The organism is Pseudomonas ovata (assembly GCF_003131185.1).
Classification (GTDB): domain Bacteria; phylum Pseudomonadota; class Gammaproteobacteria; order Pseudomonadales; family Pseudomonadaceae; genus Aquipseudomonas; species Aquipseudomonas ovata.
This window is the reverse complement of sequence record NZ_QFFU01000008.1, coordinates 209137-228477: the sequence shown is the minus strand read 5'-3', so window position 1 is coordinate 228477 and position 19341 is coordinate 209137. Positions and strand designations below refer to the sequence as shown.

Annotated in this window: 17 protein-coding genes; 6 read left to right on the top strand and 11 right to left on the bottom strand. The window is 62.0% G+C overall.

What is annotated here, in order from left to right:
- The first annotated feature begins 26 nt into the window (after positions 1-26).
- Together DGA31_RS13905 and DGA31_RS13900 are read left to right on the top strand one after the other, a co-directional pair.
- Positions 27-599: a HupE/UreJ family protein gene (locus tag DGA31_RS13905; protein ID WP_109512928.1), complete on the top strand. Its 573-nt coding sequence runs from the start codon at positions 27-29 to the stop codon at positions 597-599.
- Between the two features lie 74 nt (positions 600-673).
- Positions 674-1825, top strand: coding sequence for an AGE family epimerase/isomerase (locus DGA31_RS13900; RefSeq protein WP_109512927.1), 1152 nt, complete (start codon positions 674-676; stop codon positions 1823-1825).
- Between the two features lie 221 nt (positions 1826-2046).
- Here DGA31_RS13900 and DGA31_RS13895 read toward each other — a convergent pair whose 3' ends face one another.
- From DGA31_RS13895 to DGA31_RS13870, 6 genes are all read right to left on the bottom strand, one after another.
- Positions 2047-2811, bottom strand: coding sequence for an SDR family oxidoreductase (locus DGA31_RS13895; protein WP_109512926.1), 765 nt, complete (start codon positions 2809-2811; stop codon positions 2047-2049).
- Positions 2812-3544: 733 nt separating this feature from the next.
- Complete coding sequence (locus DGA31_RS13890) at positions 3545-4261, bottom strand: ABC transporter ATP-binding protein (RefSeq protein WP_056840689.1); 717 nt, start codon at positions 4259-4261, stop codon at positions 3545-3547.
- On the bottom strand, positions 4258-5133 hold the full coding sequence (locus DGA31_RS13885) for an ABC transporter ATP-binding protein (protein WP_056840688.1): 876 nt from the start codon (positions 5131-5133) through the stop codon (positions 4258-4260). The genes DGA31_RS13890 and DGA31_RS13885 overlap by 4 nt, the downstream gene beginning before the upstream one ends.
- Complete coding sequence (livM, locus tag DGA31_RS13880; protein ID WP_056840687.1) at positions 5130-6428, bottom strand: high-affinity branched-chain amino acid ABC transporter permease LivM; 1299 nt, start codon at positions 6426-6428, stop codon at positions 5130-5132. The genes DGA31_RS13885 and livM overlap by 4 nt, the downstream gene beginning before the upstream one ends.
- A gap of 2 nt (positions 6429-6430) precedes the next feature.
- A complete protein-coding gene (locus tag DGA31_RS13875) occupies positions 6431-7345 on the bottom strand; it encodes an ABC transporter permease subunit (protein ID WP_056840686.1) in 915 nt (304 codons plus the stop codon).
- 162 nt (positions 7346-7507) lie between these two features.
- Complete coding sequence (locus DGA31_RS13870; RefSeq protein ID WP_056840685.1) at positions 7508-8644, bottom strand: branched-chain amino acid ABC transporter substrate-binding protein; 1137 nt, start codon at positions 8642-8644, stop codon at positions 7508-7510.
- Between the two features lie 586 nt (positions 8645-9230).
- Between DGA31_RS13870 and DGA31_RS13865 the strand changes: the two genes are divergently transcribed.
- Positions 9231-10199, top strand: coding sequence for a hypothetical protein (locus DGA31_RS13865; protein ID WP_109512925.1), 969 nt, complete (start codon positions 9231-9233; stop codon positions 10197-10199).
- Here DGA31_RS13865 and DGA31_RS13860 read toward each other — a convergent pair.
- A complete protein-coding gene (locus DGA31_RS13860) occupies positions 10172-10510 on the bottom strand; it encodes a hypothetical protein (RefSeq protein WP_056840683.1) in 339 nt (112 codons plus the stop codon). The two genes, DGA31_RS13865 and DGA31_RS13860, sit on opposite strands and share 28 nt — an antisense overlap.
- A 199-nt stretch (positions 10511-10709) precedes the next feature.
- On the opposite strand from DGA31_RS13860, the gene DGA31_RS13855 reads away from it, so the two are divergent.
- Positions 10710-11666: a GlxA family transcriptional regulator gene (locus tag DGA31_RS13855; RefSeq protein WP_109512936.1), complete on the top strand. Its 957-nt coding sequence runs from the start codon at positions 10710-10712 to the stop codon at positions 11664-11666.
- 122 nt (positions 11667-11788) lie between these two features.
- Here DGA31_RS13855 and DGA31_RS13850 read toward each other — a convergent pair whose 3' ends face one another.
- Complete coding sequence (locus DGA31_RS13850; protein ID WP_152035033.1) at positions 11789-12742, bottom strand: hypothetical protein; 954 nt, start codon at positions 12740-12742, stop codon at positions 11789-11791.
- A gap of 330 nt (positions 12743-13072) precedes the next feature.
- Here DGA31_RS13850 and pncB point away from each other — a divergent pair, with 330 nt between their 5' ends.
- Complete coding sequence (pncB, locus tag DGA31_RS13845) at positions 13073-14284, top strand: nicotinate phosphoribosyltransferase (protein WP_109512923.1); 1212 nt, start codon at positions 13073-13075, stop codon at positions 14282-14284.
- Between the two features lie 32 nt (positions 14285-14316).
- The gene (gene nadE, locus DGA31_RS13840; protein WP_109512922.1) at positions 14317-15144 is read left to right on the top strand and encodes an ammonia-dependent NAD(+) synthetase; all 828 of its coding nucleotides are present in this window, start codon (positions 14317-14319) and stop codon (positions 15142-15144) included.
- Positions 15145-15261: 117 nt separating this feature from the next.
- On the opposite strand, the gene azu is transcribed toward nadE, so the two are convergent.
- The 3 genes from azu to DGA31_RS13825 form a co-directional block, all read right to left on the bottom strand.
- Positions 15262-15708: an azurin gene (azu, locus tag DGA31_RS13835; protein ID WP_056840679.1), complete on the bottom strand. Its 447-nt coding sequence runs from the start codon at positions 15706-15708 to the stop codon at positions 15262-15264.
- A 93-nt stretch (positions 15709-15801) separates the two neighbouring features.
- Positions 15802-16695: a transglutaminase family protein gene (locus DGA31_RS13830; protein WP_056840678.1), complete on the bottom strand. Its 894-nt coding sequence runs from the start codon at positions 16693-16695 to the stop codon at positions 15802-15804.
- On the bottom strand, positions 16695-19190 hold the full coding sequence (locus DGA31_RS13825; RefSeq protein WP_109512921.1) for a circularly permuted type 2 ATP-grasp protein: 2496 nt from the start codon (positions 19188-19190) through the stop codon (positions 16695-16697). Before DGA31_RS13825 ends, DGA31_RS13830 begins: the two co-directional genes overlap by 1 nt.
- Between the last annotated feature and the right edge of the window lie 151 nt (positions 19191-19341).

The following is a 19341-nucleotide window of genomic DNA, read 5'->3' as shown; positions in this document are numbered from 1 at the left end:
ACCCGCTTGAACAAGGAACGCACCTCATGACCGCTTCGAAATCCCTTGGCCTGCTGGCCTTGCTGCTGGCACCGAGCCTGGCCTTCGCCCACCCCGGCCACGGCGATCACGGCCTGATGGCCGGCTTGGGTCACCCCCTGGGCGGCCTGGATCACCTGCTGGCGATGCTGGCCGTCGGCCTGTGGGCGGCACAACAGAGCGGCGCGGCGCGCTGGGCGCTGCCAGTGACGTTCGTCGCCACCTTGCTGGTCGGCGGGCTGCTGGGCTTTGCCGGGCTGCAACTGCCAGCGCTGGAAAGCGGTATCGCCGCCTCGGTGCTGGCACTGGGCCTGGCCGTGGCTTTGGCCGTACGTCCACCCTTGCCGCTGGCAATGCTCGCCACGGCGGCCTTCGCCCTGTTTCACGGTGTGGCGCACGGTATTGAGCTGCCGGAGATGAGCAGTGCCTGGACCTATGCGATCGGCTTCGTCGCGGCCACCGCCGCGCTGCATGCCGCCGGTTATGCCGCCGTGCGCTACCTGCCGCGTGCTGCCGCACCGCTGGTGCGCGTCGCCGGCGCCGGCTCGGCGATGGCCGGGGCCTGGCTGCTGATGGGCTGAGTATTTTTCCCGGCCACGGCAGGATCGACGCCTGTTAACATGGCGCGCACCCGATCCTGCCGTGACGCCCGCCGATGACCCACGCCACCAGCTCCGCCCCCCAGCCTGAACTGACTGCGATCTTCGCCGACCTGCAGGCGCATTTTCTGCAGGTCATCGTACCCTTGTGGCAAGGCCCTGGCTGGAATGCCGCCCTCGCACTGCCCTATGAGGCGGTGGGTAACACTCAGCAGCCGCTGCCGGCGCAGCGCTACAGGGCAATGGCGTGTGCCCGGCAACTGTTCGTGTTTGCCAGCCTGATCGACCACCCCCAGGTCAAGGACGCCGCCACGCGCGCCCATGCCCTGTTCCGTTCGTTGCAACGGCACTTTCACGATGCCGAACACGGCGGCTGGTTCTACAGCATCGACGCCCAGGGCGCACCGCTGGACCGGCGCAAGGACCTGTATACCCACGCGTTTATTATTTTCGCCTGCGCCCATTACTGGCACCGCACCCGCGAGCCGCTGGCCGAATCGGTGCTCAATGCCGCCTTGAGCGTGGTGCGCGAGCGTTTCGCCGACGGCCAGGGCCTGTATGAAGCCTGCCTGGCCGAGGACTGGTCGACACAGGGCACAGGCCCTTTGCAGAATCCGTTGATGCACCTGGCCGAGGCCTTCCTGGCCACCCTGCAGGTGCGTCCGGACCCGGCGACCACAGAGGCGCTGGACGGGTTGCTCAAGCATCTGCATGACCGCTTCATCGACCCGGCCACCGGGGTAATGCTGGAGAAACCGCGCGGGGCTGTGGATAACTGGTATGAACCGGGACACCAGTTCGAGTGGTTCTTCCTGCTGCAATCGGCCCGTGAACTGCACGGCAAGCCGCTGCACCGCGCACTGACCCAGGCGTTTGCCCAGGCCCAGGCGCAAGGCGTCGATAACCGTGGCGGTGTCAGCGGCATGCTCAGGCTCGATGGCCAGGTGCTCGACGGCACCCGGCGCATCTGGGCGCAAGCCGAATACCTGCGCGCCCTGGCCCTGCGCGACGACGCGCAGGCCGACCTGCAGCGCCAGGCGCAGGCACTGCGCCAGGACTTCCTGCATGCCAGCGGCTGGAATGAGTGCCTGGATGAGCAAGGACAGGTCAGCCGCAGCGACATGCCCTCGACCACGCCTTATCACCTGGCGACCTGTTATATCGGCCTGGCCGAATACCTGCTCAACCGCACGGCCGGCGTTCCATAGGACCGGCCGAGCGGCGATCCGCTTTAGCCGGTTTTCACCAGATTTTGCGTCTGACGCTCAATTGTGGGAGCAGCAACTGGCGATGACTGGCGCAGCAGGTGTACTGGTCTTGCTGGCCTCATCGCCGGCAAGCCCCCTACCACCATTGATGTGACCCTGAATCTCGCGCCTGACACCAGACTGTGGGAGGCGGCTTGCCGGCGATGGCGATGGGATTTTGCCTAGCCGCGATTGCGGTCGATGGCAAAGCCTGCCCAGGTCTGGCTCACCGGCATCAGCTCCAGGCTGTTGATGTTGACGTGAGCCGGGGTGTTCATGATCCAGAAGATGGTGTCGGCAATGTCTTGCGGCTGGATCGGCTCGGCACCGGCGTAAGTGGCGTCGTACTTGGCCTGGTCGCCGTTGAAGCGCACCAGCGAGAACTCGCTTTCACACAGGCCCGGCTCCAGGTTAGTCACCCGCACACCAGTGCCGACCAGGTCGTTGCGCAGGTTCAGCGAAAACTGGCCGACGAACGCCTTGGTGCCGCCATACACGTTACCGCCCGGGTACGGGTAGTTGCCGGCCACCGAGCCGAGGTTGACGATGCTGGCGCCACGGCCATGGCCGATCAGGCGCGGCAGCAACAGGCGCGTGGTGTAGACCAGGCCCTTGATGTTGGTGTCGATCATGGTGTCCCAGTCATCCAGGTCGCACTTGGGCGCAGGATCGATACCCAGGGCGAGACCGGCGTTGTTGATCAGGCCGCGAATAGTGGCGAACTCTTCCGGCAGGGTCGCAATGGCGCTCTCGACAGCGGCACGGTCGCGCACATCCAGCACCAGCGTATGCACACGGGTCTTGCCCGACAATTCGGCCTGCAGGGCCTCCAGGCGCTCCTGGCGGCGGCCGGTCAGCACCAGCGACCAACCAGCCTCGGCAAAACGACGGGCGCAGGCTTCGCCGAACCCGGAAGTGGCACCTGTGATGAATACGGTGGAAGTCATCTCGTTCTCCTGAAAGGGCGCACGGTCGCGCAAGCTGTTGATAAGTACACAAGAGCGGCAGAATGCCCGTGCCTGGGCCTGTGGATCAAGTACAAGGGGCACGATGGCTTGCAGCATGAGGCACATTGAGCAAAAAACGATCAACTTTGTGCACGCCATGCCCCGTGGGCGTTACAGAAGGTTTTGCTCACCTTATCCACAGCCAGGCCCACAGTCTCTGGGGGCAAGTCAGCCACGTTACATCCCGCGTATGGCGAGGGCTGCAGCACTGCAAGGCGGCGTTTTCACTTGACGCCAGCACGTTTCATGTCATGCGATGTTCACACAAAACCGCTGTCGATTGCCTGCAGGCCAGTGGCGGCGCTGGATTGCGAGGTCTTTCCAAGGCTTTCCCACAGACTTATCCACAGCTTTCGCGTACGGCTTGGCTGTATGAATAAACAGCCTTAAATCTGTTGACAAACCCTTGCCCACAAGCAAACAAAGGCACTGGTCATTTTTTGATCAAACTCCTGCAGCCTTTGATTTCATTGGCCTGCAGCCAGCTGCTACCAACTTATCAACAGCCCGTTCCACAGTAATCCTGAACAAGTCAAAAGCGTGACAAAACAGGCCATTTCGGGGTATTTGCAAGCCTTTTGCGTGGACACCGAAAAAGGTTTTCCACAATTGCAAAAGCAACGCCCCGGACGGAAACCGGCCGGGGCGTGTTGTGGACAACTGACAGCGATGATTAATGCCCGCCCAGATAAGCGTTACGCACCTCCTCGTTGCTCAGCAGCTCCTGGCCGGTGCCTGACAAACGAATCTCGCCATTGACCATCACATACGCCCGGTCGGAGAGCTTGAGGGCATGGTTGGCGTTCTGCTCGACCAGAAAGATGGTCATGCCGCCGGCGGCCAGCTCACGCAGGGTCGAGAAGATCTGTTTGACGATGATCGGCGCCAGCCCGAGGCTGGGTTCGTCGAGCAGCAACAGTTTGGGTCGGCTCATCAGCGCACGGGCGATGGCCAGCATCTGCTGCTCGCCGCCGGACATGGTCATGGCGCGCTGGTTGCGGCGCTCCTTGAGCCTGGGGAACAGCTCGAACATGCGCTGCATGTCTTCGGCGCAGTGCTTGTCGCCAATCGGGATGGTGCCCATCAACAGGTTTTCTTCCACCGACATGTCGGGGAACACCCGGCGCCCTTCCGGCGACTGGGCAATGCCGTTGGAGGCGATGTAGTGCGACGACTTCTGGGTGATGTCGGTGCCCTGATAAATGATCTGCCCGGCCGCGGCACGTGGCTGGCCGAAGATCGACATCAGCAGGGTCGACTTGCCGGCGCCGTTGGAGCCGATCAGGCTGACCGTCTCGCCTTCATTGATGTGCAGCGAGACTTTCTTGAGGGCCTGGATCGGCCCGTAGTACACGTCGATCTCTTTCATTTCGAGGATCGGATTGCTCATACCAACTCCTCTTCATCCGCGCCCAGGTAGGCGGCGATCACTTTCGGATCGTTGCGTATCTGCTCCGGACCGCCCTTGGCAATCACGTTGCCATGGTCGAGCACCACGATGTCATCGGAAATGCCCATGACCATGCCCATGTCGTGCTCGATCAGCACGATGGTCATGTCGTGCTCGTCGCGCAGCTTGCGGATCATGCCGCTCAGGGCTTCGGTTTCCTGCGGGTTGAGGCCGGCGGCCGGCTCGTCCAGGCAGATCACCTGTGGCCGGGTGCACATGGCACGGGCGATTTCCAGACGGCGTTGCTGGCCGTAGGACAGCTCACCGGCCAGGCGGTTGGCACAATCGACCAGGTCGACCACTTCAAGCCAGTAGAACGCCGTGCTCAGCGCGTCCTCCTCGGCCTTGCGGTAGCCACGGGTGTTGAGAATGCCGCTGATCAGGCTGCGATTGACCCACATGTGCTGGGCCACCAGCAGGTTTTCCACCACCGACATTTCCTTGAACAGGCGAATGTTCTGGAAGGTGCGCGCCAGGCCGGCACGGTTGACCAGGTGGGTGCCGCCGAACATCTTGTAGTACACCCGACTGAGGAAGCTGGCCGGCGACACGAAGTCGGTGGGCTGGAACGACTCGCCCAGCAGCTTGATCACATTGGTGGTCTTGCCCCGGGTGTGCAGCTCGATACGCCCGCCGGTGGCCTTGTAGAAACCGGTCAGGCAGTTGAACACCGTGGTCTTGCCGGCGCCGTTGGGGCCGATCAGGGCGAAGATTGAGTTGCGACGCACTTGCAGGCTGACGTCACTGAGCGCCTTGATGCCACCGAAATGCATCATCAGGTGCTCGACCGAAAGAACGATCGGGTTGTTCATCGGGCAGCTCCTTCCTGAACCAGGGCGCCTTTACGCGGCTTGACGCCGGTACGGCTGATACGAATCAGGCCACGTGGCCGCCAGATCATCATCACCACCATCAGGATGCCGAACAGCAGCACACGGTATTCGGCAAAGTTGCGCAGCAGCTCGGGGGTAATGGTCAGCACGAACGCGGCGATCACTACGCCCACGGTCGAGCCCATGCCGCCCAGCACCACGATGGCCAGGATCAGCGCCGACTCGAAGAAGGTAAACGAGGTCGGGTTGACGAAACCCTGGTACGAGGCAAAGAACACCCCGGCCAGACCTGCGGTCGAGGCGCCGATGGTGAAGGCCGAGAGCTTGACCAGTACATGGTTCAGGCCCATGGAGCGGCAGGCGATTTCGTCTTCGCGCAGCGCTTCCCAGGCACGGCCGATGGGCATGCGGGTCAGGCGATGCTTGATGAACAGCACCCCCAGCACCACCAGGAACAGCACGGTGTAGATGAACAGGAATTTCAGGTCGCCGTTGTATTCGAAGCCGAAATACTCGTGGATCGGAATCCCGCCCTCTTTCGCCCGCCGGCCGAATTCCAGGCCGAAGAAGGTCGGCGACGGCACCGGCACGCCGTTGGGGCCGCCGGTGAACGACAGCCAGTTGTTGAGCACCAGGCGAATGATTTCACCGAAGCCCAGGGTCACGATGGCCAGGTAGTCACCGTGCATGCGCAACACCGGAAAGCCCAGGATGCACCCGGCCAGCGCGGCGGCGATGGCTGCCAGCGGCAAGGCCGACCAGAAGCCCAGGCCCAGGTACTGGTAGCCCAGCGCCAGGCCGTAAGCGCCGATGGCATAGAACGCCACGTAGCCCAGGTCGAGCAGGCCGGCCAGGCCCACCACGATGTTCAGGCCCAGGCCCAGCAGCACGTAGATCAGCCCGAGGATGACCACGGTCAGCAGGTACTTGTTGGCAAAGATCGGGAAGACAATCGCGATCACGATCAGCGCCGGGATGATCCAGTACAGGCTCGACTTGTGGTCAGGCTTGAGCACATGCACGCCCGACCCGCCTGACTCGATGCCCTCGGCGATGCGCCGGCCCCTGGAGGTCTGCAGGAACAGGCTGAGCAGCAGGCGGCCAACCATGACCACCCCGACCAGCACCGCGACCCGGGCCGGTTGCAGGTTGAAGCTGTAGCCGTCGAGCACCACGCCGACGACCGGACCGAACACGATGAGCGCCAGCAGACCGGCCAGCACCGCATCGATCAGGCTTTTCTTGTAATCGATTGCTTTGATAGGAGCGCTCATGCTTACACCTTAGCCACGAGTGGGCGACCCAACAGGCCTTGGGGACGGAAGATCAGGATCAATACCAGCAGGCCGAAGCTGAACACATCCTTGTAGTCGGAGTTGATCAGGCCGGAGAACTGCGCCTCGGCAATGCCCAGGATCAGCCCGCCCAGCATGGCGCCCGGCAACGAGCCGATGCCGCCCAGCACCGCCGCGGTGAAGGCCTTGATGCCGATGACGAAGCCGGCATAGAAGTCGAAGGTGCCGTAGTTCATGGTGATCAGCACACCGGCCAGCGCGGCCATGGCAGCACCGATGATGAACACGTAGGAAATCACCCGGTCGGTGTTGATGCCCAGGATCGACGCCATCTTGCGATCCTGCTGCGTAGCGCGGCACATCCGGCCCAGCTTGGTGCACTTGATGATGTAGGTCAGGATTGCCATGCCGGCAAAAGCGGCGATCAGGATGAAGATCTTGGTGTAGGTGATCTGCACGAAGCCGGTGCCGATCTCGAAGCGCCAGGCGCCTTCGAGCAGCGTGGGCACGCCTTGCTGGCGGGCACCCTGGCTGATCTGCGCGTAGTTCTGCAGGATCAGGGAAATACCGATGGCGCTGATCAGCGGCGCCAGGCGGGTCGAGTTGCGCAGGGGTTTATAGGCCACCCGCTCGATGACGAAACCGTAGACTCCAGTGACCACGATGGTGAACACCAGCGTGCCCAGAATCAGGAAAGGGAACGACTCCATGCCGAAGAACGACAGGACCGCCAGACCGATGGCGGTCAGGTAGGCGGAGATCATGTACACGTCGCCGTGGGCGAAGTTGATCATGCCGATGATGCCGTAGACCATCGTGTAGCCGATGGCGATCAGGCCGTAGACCGACCCGAGGGTCAGGCCGTTGACCATTTGTTGCAGGAAAATACCGTCCATCACGCACGCTCACACACTTGAAGGCCGCTCAGGGTCCTGCCTGCCGCACCTCTTCAAAGGACAGCGGCCAGCAGGTAGTCAGGCTCGGAAGAAGCCGGGGCCACGCCTGTGGCGCCCGTATCCGGCCCCTGCGTTCAGGCGCAGGGGCTTATTGCAGACGGATTACTTCTGTTTTTCGAGTTGTTTGTACTTGCCTGTCGCGTCCCACTGGTAGACCACGTAGTCGGAGATTTTCAGGTCGCCCTTGGCATCCCAGGTCTTCTCGCCCATGACGGTCTTGACCGGGTTGGCCTTGAGCCATGCAGCGGCGGCGTCGCCCTTGTTGGACTTGGCGCCGTTGAAGCCGGCGGCCAGCGCCTGCAGCGAGGCATAGGCGTAGAGGGTATAGCCTTCAGGCTCGTAACCGGACTTGCGGAACTCGTCGACCACCGCCTTGCTGTCAGGCAGCAGGCGCGGGTCGGCGCCGAAGGTCATGTACACGCCATCGACGTATTGCGCGCCGCCAGCGGTGGTGACCAGTTCGTCGGTGACAATGCCGTCGTCGGACATGAACTTGATGTCCTTGAGGCCCTGCTCGCGCAGTTGGCGCACCAGCGGGCCGGCTTCGGGGTGCAGGCCGCCGAAGTACACGACATCGGCGCCGGTGGAGCGGATCTTGGTGACCAGGGCGCTGAAGTCTTTCTCGCCACGGGTCAGGCCTTCATACAGCACCGGTTTCACGCCCCGTGCGATCAGTTGTTTCTGCGTCGCATCGGCCAGGCCCTGGCCATAGGTGTCCTTGTCGTGGATCACCGCCACTTTCTTGCCCTTGAGCACATCGACGATGTAGTCGCCGGCGACAATGCCCTGCTGGTCGTCGCGGCCACACATGCGGAACACTTCCTTGAGCCCGCGCTCGGTGACGGTCGGGTTGGTGGAGCCGGGAGTGATGGCGATCACACCGGCATCGCTGTACACCTCAGAAGCCGGAATGGTTGAAGAAGAGCAGAAGTGCCCGACCACGCCCACGACTTTGTCCTGGTCAACCAGGCGGTTGGCCACAGCCACGGCCTGCTTGGGCTCGCACGCATCGTCACCGGCCACCAGCACGATCTTCTCGCCATTGACGCCGCCGGCCTTGTTGATGGCATCGGCTGCGGCCTGTGCACCCTTCATATACTGCTCGCCAAACGACGCATTGGCGCCGGTCATGGGACCGGCGACACCGATCTTCACGTCCGCCTGCGCAAAAGACGACACGCCCAATGCCGTTGCCACGGCCATTGCAAGAAAGCCTTTCCGGTAGAACGTCTGCGACATGAGTGGTGCTCCTGGGTTTTTTTAGTTAGCACTGCGACTACGAAATTGCTTTCAGCAAGCGCCGTGCCATCATTTTTTTATTTTTCCAAAACACAACGCCGGGGCGACATTTGCACGCCAGCGGGCCAGCAACACAAGGAGGTGCAACCGTCTGTTTCAATTGGTTGCAACCAACACACAAAAAAGCGCAACCACGGGAGACAAAAAGCAGCAACCCACCCATCCAGAGATGGGCAACCTGACGGTAACCGGATCTGTCACCGAAGTGCACACTGGCGGTGCGGGAACGCTACGGGACGCACCATTTTGAGATTAGTGGATTGTGGGCGTAACGCCGGAAAAGCTGTCGGCGGGTACGGTTGATTCCACGGGTATTGATAACCGGGCGGACGAGGCAGGGCAAACGAGCAATGCGCTGGATGTCATTCCATTTGGGCATGAACTCGCGCCCTGCGCGCGGCCCTGCCCGTGGTGCAGACGCAAGGGCGCCTATCCAGCCCTGGCTTTGCAAACCAGAGCGTGATCCGTATAAAGAGCCCGGCGCATGACGCGCCAACGAAGTCAGCCACACCCCGCAAGGATGCCCATGAAGTTCTCCACCTGCCTGATCCTGTTACTGAGCACGCTGCTGGTCGGCTGCAAGGAAAAACTGGCCACCCTGATCTTTTCAGCCGATGGGCTGCACAACAGTGAAGTGGTCAGCGCGGCATCGCCTTACTCCAACGAATCGAAGCTGGCGCGTGCCTTCGAAAAAATGGGCATCGCCCCCGGCGCCCTGCAGATCGAGCGTGACAGCGACGACCCCTGGGTGATGCACCTGCTGGCGCGCAAGGATGCGCTCGATGACCGACAGAAGGAAATGATCAAGTGGTACCTCAAGGGCATCATCGAGGCACGCCAGCAGCCGGCCTTCAAGATGTCGCTGACCACCGCGAAAGTCGATTCTGCCGACACCCTTCCTGCCGGTGACGTTGAGGCGGCCCTGAAGCCGGTCATCTTTGAACCGTACACCTACATGGAAATCCGTGCCCTGCTACCGAAGACCTACATGCCCTACCTGCCCGGGCGGCCGCGCCAGGGGCTGCTGTGTGCAGTGCAGGTAGGGCTGCGGCCGGCATGGTTGGCGTATACCAGGCTCGAACCCATCGAAGGGATCATGTTCGACAATCTCGGGACGCCGAATATGCGAGGAGAACTGCGCACGACCTTGCCATCCGCAGCGCAGCGCAAGGTGCAGGTTCCGGTGTCCCTGAACATCGAGAATGCCGACCTCAGAGGGTTATTGAACGAGGGTAAGGTGCGGCTGCACCTGGCTATCAGGCCCCGTCCACTCAGCATGCCCAAGGTGCCGTACGGCGAAGTGTCGGCCATCGTGATGCTGAACTTCATTCTGGGCACCGTTGACGCGCCTGCGGATCAGTCAGCCGAGAATACCCTCGAGCAGCTCAAGCGCACCTGCACCGACCAGCTCCGGGTTTTGGGCCGGCCCTTTTCATTCAAGGCCAGCGTCGGCCTCGACAGCCTGGTCTATGTGACCTTCTGGGATGAAGAATGAGCCGCGCTGACACTGGCGTCCTTCGCGCCCCGACTGGCACCCAGACCAAAAGCAATCCGGGTCGAGCGTGAAATCAGCAGATTGATAAGCACCTGCAGGGACGGTGAGGCGAAGTGGGCGTGCATCGAGCGGGTGTCACGCCATGAGCATTCGATGATCCAGCCATTGGCATGTCCGGATGGGCGCATCTCGCAGCCTTTACAGTGCTCCGATTGCTCATCGATCAAGGCCAGCATGCTGTTGATCGCCTGGCCAAGCGCGGGGTCCATTGTGGTTTCGAACTCCATCAGATTGCTGACAAGGCGTGGCATGACATCGGACTCCCTGCGCGAAGAAATAAATGGGCACGCTTATTCAGGCCTGCAGCGCGGCCCTGAACGCGTCTGGAAGATGCCCCCCAGACGCAAGGGCACACTACGTGAGCAGCCCGGCCGGAAAATGACAAAGCATTGATCATTCCCGCCAAAGCGGTCACGCTCACCCGCGCTGTCGGTCGTGGAGCCCTTTGCCGTGCTTGCCAAGTTGATACAGTTTGTCACCTACCCCGGCGTCAGCCTGCTGGACCTGGGCGGGCCACTGGATGTCTTCATCGCCGCCAATCACTACGCCACGCCCCCCTGGCAGCCCTACTCGCTTTCGATCATTGCGCTGCAGGCCGACACGCCCGTGCTGTCGGGCTTTTCCCTCAAGGCCGAGCCACTGGAGGCTGAAACAGCGCCAGCGCATACCCTTATTGTTCCCGGCGGGCCAGGCATCCAGGCGTTCTGCCAGGACCCCGGTTTCTCCCGTTTTGTCGAACAGACCCATACCGCACAGCGCCTGGTTTCAGTCTGCACCGGCGTCTTTGCCCTGGCGGCAGCCGGCAAACTGGAAGGTCGCAACGTCACCACCCACTGGTCGGCCTACGATGAACTGGAACGGCGTTTCCCGAGCGTGTCGGTCAAGCGCGGGCCCATCTTCATCAACGATGGCGATGTTTGGACCTCTGCTGGCGTCACCTCCGGGATCGATCTGGCCCTGGCTATCGTCGAGCAGGACCTTGGGCACGCAGCGGCCCTGGAAGTGGCACGGCACCTGGTGGTGTTTCTCAAGCGCCCGGGCGATCAGGACCAGTTCAGCCCAACCCTTGCCCTGCAAGCCCAAAGCCCGCAGTTCTCGGACCTGCATGCCTGGATGACGGCTCATCTGGACAAGGATTTATCCGTGGCGGCGCTGGCGGCGTACATGAACATGAGCGAGCGCACGTTCGTGCGCAAATACCAGGCGCATACCGGCCACACACCAAGCAAGCGGGTTGAGGCGCTGCGCCTTGAAGAGGTGCGCCGCCTGCTCGTGACCTCCAGCAGCCCGCTCAAGACCCTGGCGCACCGCTGCGGGCTGGGCAATGAGTCGACGCTGATCCGGCGCTTCGTCAAGGCCTTCGGCATCACGCCGGCCGAGCACCGGGCCCGCTTCGGGCCCCGGTAATGTCATGCTTCGCGTCTACGGTAGCCTGGCTTTCAAATTCCCAAGGCAACGCTCTGGTCGTCAAATTGAATGGCGGACCTGTCCGGATGGAGCAGGCCCGCTTGTTCAAGCCAGTCAACCTGTCACGTTGATCCGCCCCCCTTGAATGTCACACGGGACAGTCGATCCAGCCCTTCGCCCATATGAAATGAAAACGGCCTGCCCAAATCCCTTGCCAACTCGTCGCATTGGCGCTGACGCGCATAATAGGCACCTGAGGAAAGAGCGCCATTCTGGTGACTGCCATGACCCAGCCCGTCAATAATGAAGTTAAGGTCCTCGATTCCCTTGAATGGCCTGGATTTCATCCTGACATCGACCTTGCCTTCATCAACAAGCCTGGCCAGTTTCGGATCATGAAACCTGAGGTCGGCTTCAATAACGCCAGCATAGGCACCCTGGGACACGCGTCCAGTGACCTCGGCATTATGATCAGTCTTTTGCGCCTGCCCCGGCTCATCCGAAACCAGCCTCACGGTATAAAAAGGCAAGCCCTTTTCCAGGGAATATGAAACCTCACACTGCATGAGCGATGACGTTGTATTCAACACCAGCTCTATATAATTTCCGACCCTGAGGATGTTTATCGTCGGCTGGCCTTGGGGCTCAAGACTGAACGTCCTGGCCCTCTCGGAAAGATCAGGCGTGCCTCTGCCTTCTGGAAGTTTCACCCGCTCGGGATAAGTGTCCAGCGTGGCGGCATAGCTGGCCGCCTTGCGATCATCCAGCTGCTGTGCAAGATAATGCTGAATGCGCGCCCTTTGCAGCGGGTCCAGTGAGCGACTGACACGAAGGTGAAGTGCGTGGGCATCTTTTTTATCCGGCAGGACTTCCAGCTGCTCGACATTGACGTCCCGTTTTGATAACTCATCAAGCAACGCCTCCCGATAGTCCATCTTTTCTTCGCGCCCTGGCACCTGGAATCTCCTGTCCACGGCATTATCGAAATGCAAGGTTGCAAACTCTTGCGAGCAGCCTGCCAAAAACAAAAGACTGGCCAGCACGGTGCCTTTAACCGGCAAACAACTGGGTTTCATTAAAATACCTTCAACACTCCATTGAGATGAAAACCCTACACTGCAACCAGAAAAAGTCTACCGACCGCCTTAATTCAAAGACACCACTTACATAACTTCAGGATAAGTCCTACACACCATACGAACTTATCCCTTATCAAGTAAGCGATGTTGAAACAACCCGTTCACCCCCCTGTCCTGATGAAAGAAATCCCCCCTCGCCCTCCACCGCTGGCATCATGTCGCTCTCGGTACGCACATCGATCAGGCGGCCTGACCCTTGAGCCTCGTGCTGCCAAACCTACTTTTGTCCAGGTCGCGCCGTGCGCGCGGCCATGCCGGAGTCACCCGATGAGCGAGAGCGCTTTCTCCGAACGCATCGTGCAGAACCTGATCGACACCGATTTCTACAAGCTGACCATGATGCAGGCCGTGCTGCACAACTACCCGAACGTGGATGTGGAATGGGAGTTTCGCTGCCGCAATGGCGAGGACCTGCGGCCCTACCTGCCGGAGATTCGCCAGCAGATCGAGCGGTTGTGCGAGCTGTCGCTGGGCGACGAGCAACTGGGCTTCCTGGAAAACATCACCTTCCTGAAGCCGGACTTCCTGCGCTTTCTCGGCCTGTTCCGCTTCAATACCCGTTATGTGAAAGCCAGTGTCGAGAACGATGAGTTGTGCATTCGCCTGCACGGGCCGTGGCTGCATGTGATTCTCTTTGAAGTACCGCTGCTGGCCATTGTCAGCGAGGTGCGCAATCGTCACCGGCACCCGGAAATCATCCTCGATCAGGCCCGCGACCAGTTGCACGCCAAGTTCGACTGGTTGAGCGCCAATGCTGCTGCCGATGAACTGGCGGAACTGAAAGTCGCTGACTTCGGCACGCGCCGACGCTTTTCCTATGCCGTGCAAGAGACCGTGGTCGAGGTATTGAAACGCGACTTTCCCGGCCAGTTCGTCGGCACCAGCAACGTGCACCTGGCGCAAAAAATGGACATCAAGCCACTGGGCACCATGGCCCACGAGTGGATCATGGCGCACCAGCAGCTGGGGCCACGGCTGATCGACAGCCAGAGCGCCGCCCTCGATTGCTGGGTGCGCGAATACCGCGGCCTGCTGGGTATTGCCCTGACCGACTGCATCACCACCGATGCCTTCCTGAGCGATTTCGATCTGTACTTTGCCAAGCTGTTCGACGGCTTGCGGCATGACTCGGGTGACCCGGTGAAGTGGGCCGAAAAATGCATTGCCCACTACCATAAGCTGGGCATCGAGCCGATGAGCAAGACCCTGGTGTTTTCCGATGGCCTGAGCCTGCCACGCGCCCTGGAGATTTTTCGGGCACTGCGCGGGCGCATCAATGTCAGTTTTGGTATCGGCACCAACCTGACGGCCGACATTCCGGGTGTCAAACCGACGAACATGGTGCTGAAAATGACGGCCTGCGCCGGCCAGCCGGTGGCGAAGATTTCCGATGAGCCGGGCAAGGCCCAGTGCAAGGACCCCAACTTTGTCGCCTACCTGCGCCATGTGTTCAAGGTGCCCGCAGAGCCCGGCAAATAAGTCTCCAATCCTCATTTCACAAGGAGCGTTTCATGCAAGCCCTACAACGCCAGATTGCCGAACACCTCAAGGTCCAACCGCCGTTTGCCAATGACGCTGCGCTGCAGGCCGAAGTGACCCGGCGTGTCGAGTTCATCAAGCAATGCCTGCGCAATGCCCGCCTCAAGGCCCTGGTACTGGGCATCAGTGGCGGCGTCGATTCCCTGGCTGCAGGCTTGCTGGCCCAGCGTGCGGTGCGTGAGCTGCGCGAAAGCACCGGCGACACTGCCTATCGCTTTGTGGCGGTACGCCTGCCTTATCACGTCCAGCATGATGAGCACGAAGCCACCGCCGCCGTGGACTTCATTGCCCCGGACGAGCGCCATACCGTGAATATCGGCCCCAGTGTCAAGGCTCTGGTGGCCGAGGTCAGGGCGTTCGACGACCAGACACCGGCAGCCGTGGATTTCGTGGTCGGCAATACCAAGGCCCGTGCACGCATGGTGGCGCAGTACACCATCGCGGGTGCCTGCCAGGGCCTGGTGATCGGCACGGACCATGCGGCTGAGGCGGTGATGGGCTTTTTCACCAAGTTTGGTGATGGCGCCTGCGACCTGGCACCGCTCAGCGGCCTGGTGAAGAACCAGGTGCGTGCCATCGCCCGCAGTTTTGGTGCGCCGGAGTTTCTGGTAGAGAAAGTGCCCACTGCCGATCTGGAAGACCTGGCCCCCGGCAAGCCGGACGAGGCGGCGCATGGCGTGACCTATACCGAGATCGATGCCTTTCTGCATGGCGAGCCGGTGCGTGAAGAGGCGTTCAGGATCATCAGCGAGACCTATGCCAAGACCCAGCACAAGCGGGAATTGCCTTACGCGCCTTGATGGCTGGCGGGAAGGGCCTGAGGGGTGTCATGGCCTTTCCCGATACCGTGGTGCGCCGTTCCCGGCTGAAGCGGATCGCCGCCCGGCGGATTGCCGCCCAGCCAGGCCTGCATGGGGTTATTTCAGGATTACGTCGCCTTGCATCACGGCCACATGGCCTGGGAACGAGCAGAAGAATTTGTATTTTTCTGCCGGATCGAGCTTCGAGACATCGAAGGTGACCGAATCGCTTTCACCGCCACCGATCAGTTTGGTATGGGCGATGACGCGGGTGTCGCCTTCCTTGATATGACCGTTATCGATACTGGCGCTCATGCCATCGGTGGCGACGCCTTGCATGTCGCTCTCTTTGGTCAGCACCCAGTTGTGGCCCATGACATTTCTGGGTAGGTTGCCGATGTGCTTGAGTTCGACGGTGAAAGTCTTGCAGCTCTTGTCGATTTCAACGGCCGGGGTGGTGAATTGCATCATGTCGTTGGACTCGACCGTGGCCTTGCATTCGGCGGCCAGCACCTGGCCGCTGGCCAGGGTCAACAGGGACAGCATCACAAGCTTGGCGCTCATGTAAAACTCCTGAGAATAATAGGGTGTGCCGAGAAGACTGCCTGATCCGGGCCAGGGTTCCAATCATCTGCGGCAACGTGACGCCGCCTGCGGTCAGCCTTCGACCGGCATCACCGTCACGCTGACTTCCGGATCATGGCTACCGCCGCCCAGGATCACACCGCGCAGGGGCGAGACATCGGAAAAATCCCGGCCCCAGGCCAGGGTGATGTGCTCCAGCGCCGGCTGGATATTGTTGGTCGGGTCGAAATCGACCCAACCCAGGGCCGGACAGAACACCGACACCCAGGCGTGCGAGGCATCGGCGCCGATCAGCCGGGGCTGGCCGGGAGGTGGCTGGGTCAGCAGGTAGCCGCTGATATAGCGCGCCGCCAGACCACGCGAGCGCAGGCAGGCAAGCATCAGGTGGGCGAAGTCCTGGCAAACCCCGCGCCGGCGCTCCAGTACTTCCACCAGCGGCGTGGCAACCTGGGTGGCCTCGGCGTCGAAGGTGAATTCCTTGAAGATCTTTTCCATCAAGGCCTGGGCGCCCAGCAGTACCGGGCGACCCGGCACGAAGCAGTCGTCGGAGAAGTCCGTGAACGCACGCTTGAGGTGAATGTAGGGCGATTCGAAGCGATAGCGACAGGCATCCAGAATGTTGGCATTCAAGGGCTGCGCGCTGTAGGTCAGGGCATTGCGGGTCAGCTCCCAGGCGCTGGACTGTTCGAAGTCCAGCACCGGACGCTCGAGCACCTCGACGCGCAATTGGGCATTGATCTGCAACTCGTCGTGCGGGCGCTCGAAGGCCAGGCGGGTCACCGGGTTGCCGAACACATCCAGCTCGTCGCGGCGCATGGTCGGCACCGGGCTGATCTCCAGTTGCTGCTCCAGGCAGCGCTGCCACGGGCTGTTGCGTGGCCACAGGTGCGCCAGTTGCTGAGCCAGCGAGACCGGGCTGTCGTAGTGGTAGTGAGTATCGTGAAAGATCTGGTAGTGAGCACTCATCAGACGGACACCGTACGCTGGCTGACATCATCGACATGGGCAAAATGGCGCAGTGCCAGGCGATCGGAGACCTGGCCACTGGCATCGCCCACGGCTTGCAACAGGTCGGCCAGCGCTTCCAGCGCCGAGGCCACGCCGCTGTCACCGAACAACGGGTTTTCCAGGTTGCCCAGGTCGACACGCGCCAACTGCCGGGACAGGTCAGCCAGGCTGTTGTCACGTGGCGAGTCGAAGGTTTCGTTCAGGCGCCGCAACGAGCGCGACACCTGCTTGAGCTGGAACAGCACGGCATGCGGGTTCTGCTCGTCGAGCAGCAGCAGGTCCAGCACCGGGATCAGCTGCGGCACGGCCATGTAGCGCGAGCGGTAGGTGATGCTGCTGTTGCCCAGCTCCAGCAGCCACTCCAGCGCCGGCTGGTCCTTGACCGCCGCCCCGCGCAGAAAGGCCGCCAGGGTGTTGCTGAGAAAGCGCAGGCGTTCGATGCGCCGGCCGATCATCAGAAAGCTCCAGCCTTCGTCACGGGTCATGTCGTCCAGGGCAAACCCGGACAGCGCCGCCAGCGACATCACCAGGCGGTTAAGAAAGTCCAGCAACTCGCCAAAGTCCGGCGTCTCGGTTTCCAGGCTCTGGGCTTCGCGCTGCAACTCGATCAGCGCCTGCCAGTTTTCCCGGGACAGCTTGCCGCGCACCTGCGAGGCGGCCCACTGCAAGCGCTGCAGGCTGGCGCGCAGGCTGAACACCCAGTCTTCCCCTACAACAGCGGTCAGCAGGCGCTGCTCCAAGGTCTCGTCTTCTTCGACCTCGGGCAGCAGCCCCAGGCGCTCGGCCAGTTCGACCGCCGCCTGCAAGGCCAGCGGGTCGTCGCCGTCGATGTAGCGCGCCAGCATGATGCGCAACAGCCGCGCACTGTCGTCGCAGCGTTCGCTGTAACGGCCGAACCAGAACAGGTTTTCCACCACCCGCGACGGCAGGTAGGGGTCGCGGCGAATCAGGTCATGCACGCCGATGCTGCGCCGCCCCTTCCAGGGTTCGCTGGCATGGGCGCGCTCGCCCAGCACCCAAGTGTCCTTGCTGGCCCCGCCACGCTGCATCGACACCACGTCGGCATTGGCTTGCGCCGCGACACGGGTCAGGCCGCCAGGCAATACCCGGTAGCCTTCTTCGCTGGCCACCGCGTACAGGCGCATGCCAATCGCACGCGGCTCCAGGGCAGTACCGTCGTCCTGTAACACCGGTGCCTGGGACAACTGCGCCAGTTCCTGGGCCACATAGGCGTAGGGACGCGCCTGAATGCGCCGAGCCAAAGCCTCGCGCTGCGTGTCATCCAGGTCACGACCGAACACCGGCGCAAAACGTTGCGACGGAAAGGTCGGCTTGAACAGCAGGTCGGGCAGTTTCGCCAGCGCCTGCTCCAGCACCGGCGGCTCACCGCACCACCAGGTCGCGATCGACGGCAACAGCAGCGTTTCGCCGAACAGGTACTCGCAGATCTTGGGCAGGAACCCCAGCAAGCCAGGCGATTCCAGCACGCCGCTGCCCAGCGCGTTGGCCACCAATACCTGGCCCTGGCGTACCGCTTCAAGCAGCCCCGGCACGCCCAGGGCCGAATCGGTGCGCAGCTCCAGCGGGTCGCAGAAGTCGTCGTCGAGCCGGCGCATGATGGCGTGAACCCGGCGCAGGCCGCTCAGGGTCTTGAGGTAGACCTTGGCATCACGCACCGTGAGGTCGCCGCCCTCTACCAGCGGGTAACCCAGGTGGCGCGCCAGGTACAGGTGTTCAAAGTAGCTCTCGTTGAACCGTCCCGGCGTCAGCAGCACCACCAGCGGCGCCTCCTGGTCGGCCGGCGCCTGACGGGCCAGGGTCTGCTGCAAGGTGTCGAAAAAACCCGCCAGGTGACGGACCTTGAGGTCGCGGTAGATTTCCGGCAGGGCACGGGCAACGCTCTGGCGGTTTTCCAGGGCATAACCGGCGCCCGAGGGTGCCTGGGTACGGTCGGCAGTCACCCACCAGCGTCCGTCAGGGGTGCGCGCCAGGTCCACTGCATACATATGCAGAAAGGTGCCTTCGGGCGGTTTCATGCCTTGGCACGGCCACAGGAAGTTGTCGTGTCCGAACACCAGTTCGGCCGGCAGCAAGCCTTCGGCGATCAGGGTCTGCGGCCCGTAAAGGTCGGCCAGCACGGCATTGAGCAGGCGTGCACGCTGGGCGATGCCGGCTTCGATCTGTTGCCATTCATCGGCCGCAATCACATGCGGCAACAGGTCCAGCTCCCAGGGCCGGTCGGCGCCCTTGGGGTCGGCATAGACGTTGTAGGTCACGCCGTTTTCCTGGATCTGCCGGGTCAGCAAGGCCTGACGCTGCACCAGTTGCGTCGGACTGCTGCGTTGCAGATGCGCATGCAGGCGCCGCCAGTGCGCACGCAATGTGCCTGGGGCGTCGAGCATCTCGTGGTAGGTCCCCGGCGAAAAGGGGTAACAGTCAAGCAGATCAGGCATGCAAGGCTCGGCAGATGGCGATGGGTACGACAGGTTGACTCACACGGATGTCACTACGGTGCTGCCGAGTGCGGTCGTATGAAACGATTGTGCTCGCTACGTTTTTACGCGGCTTGAGCCCATGACGGCCCGCCGCCTTGCAGGTCATGCA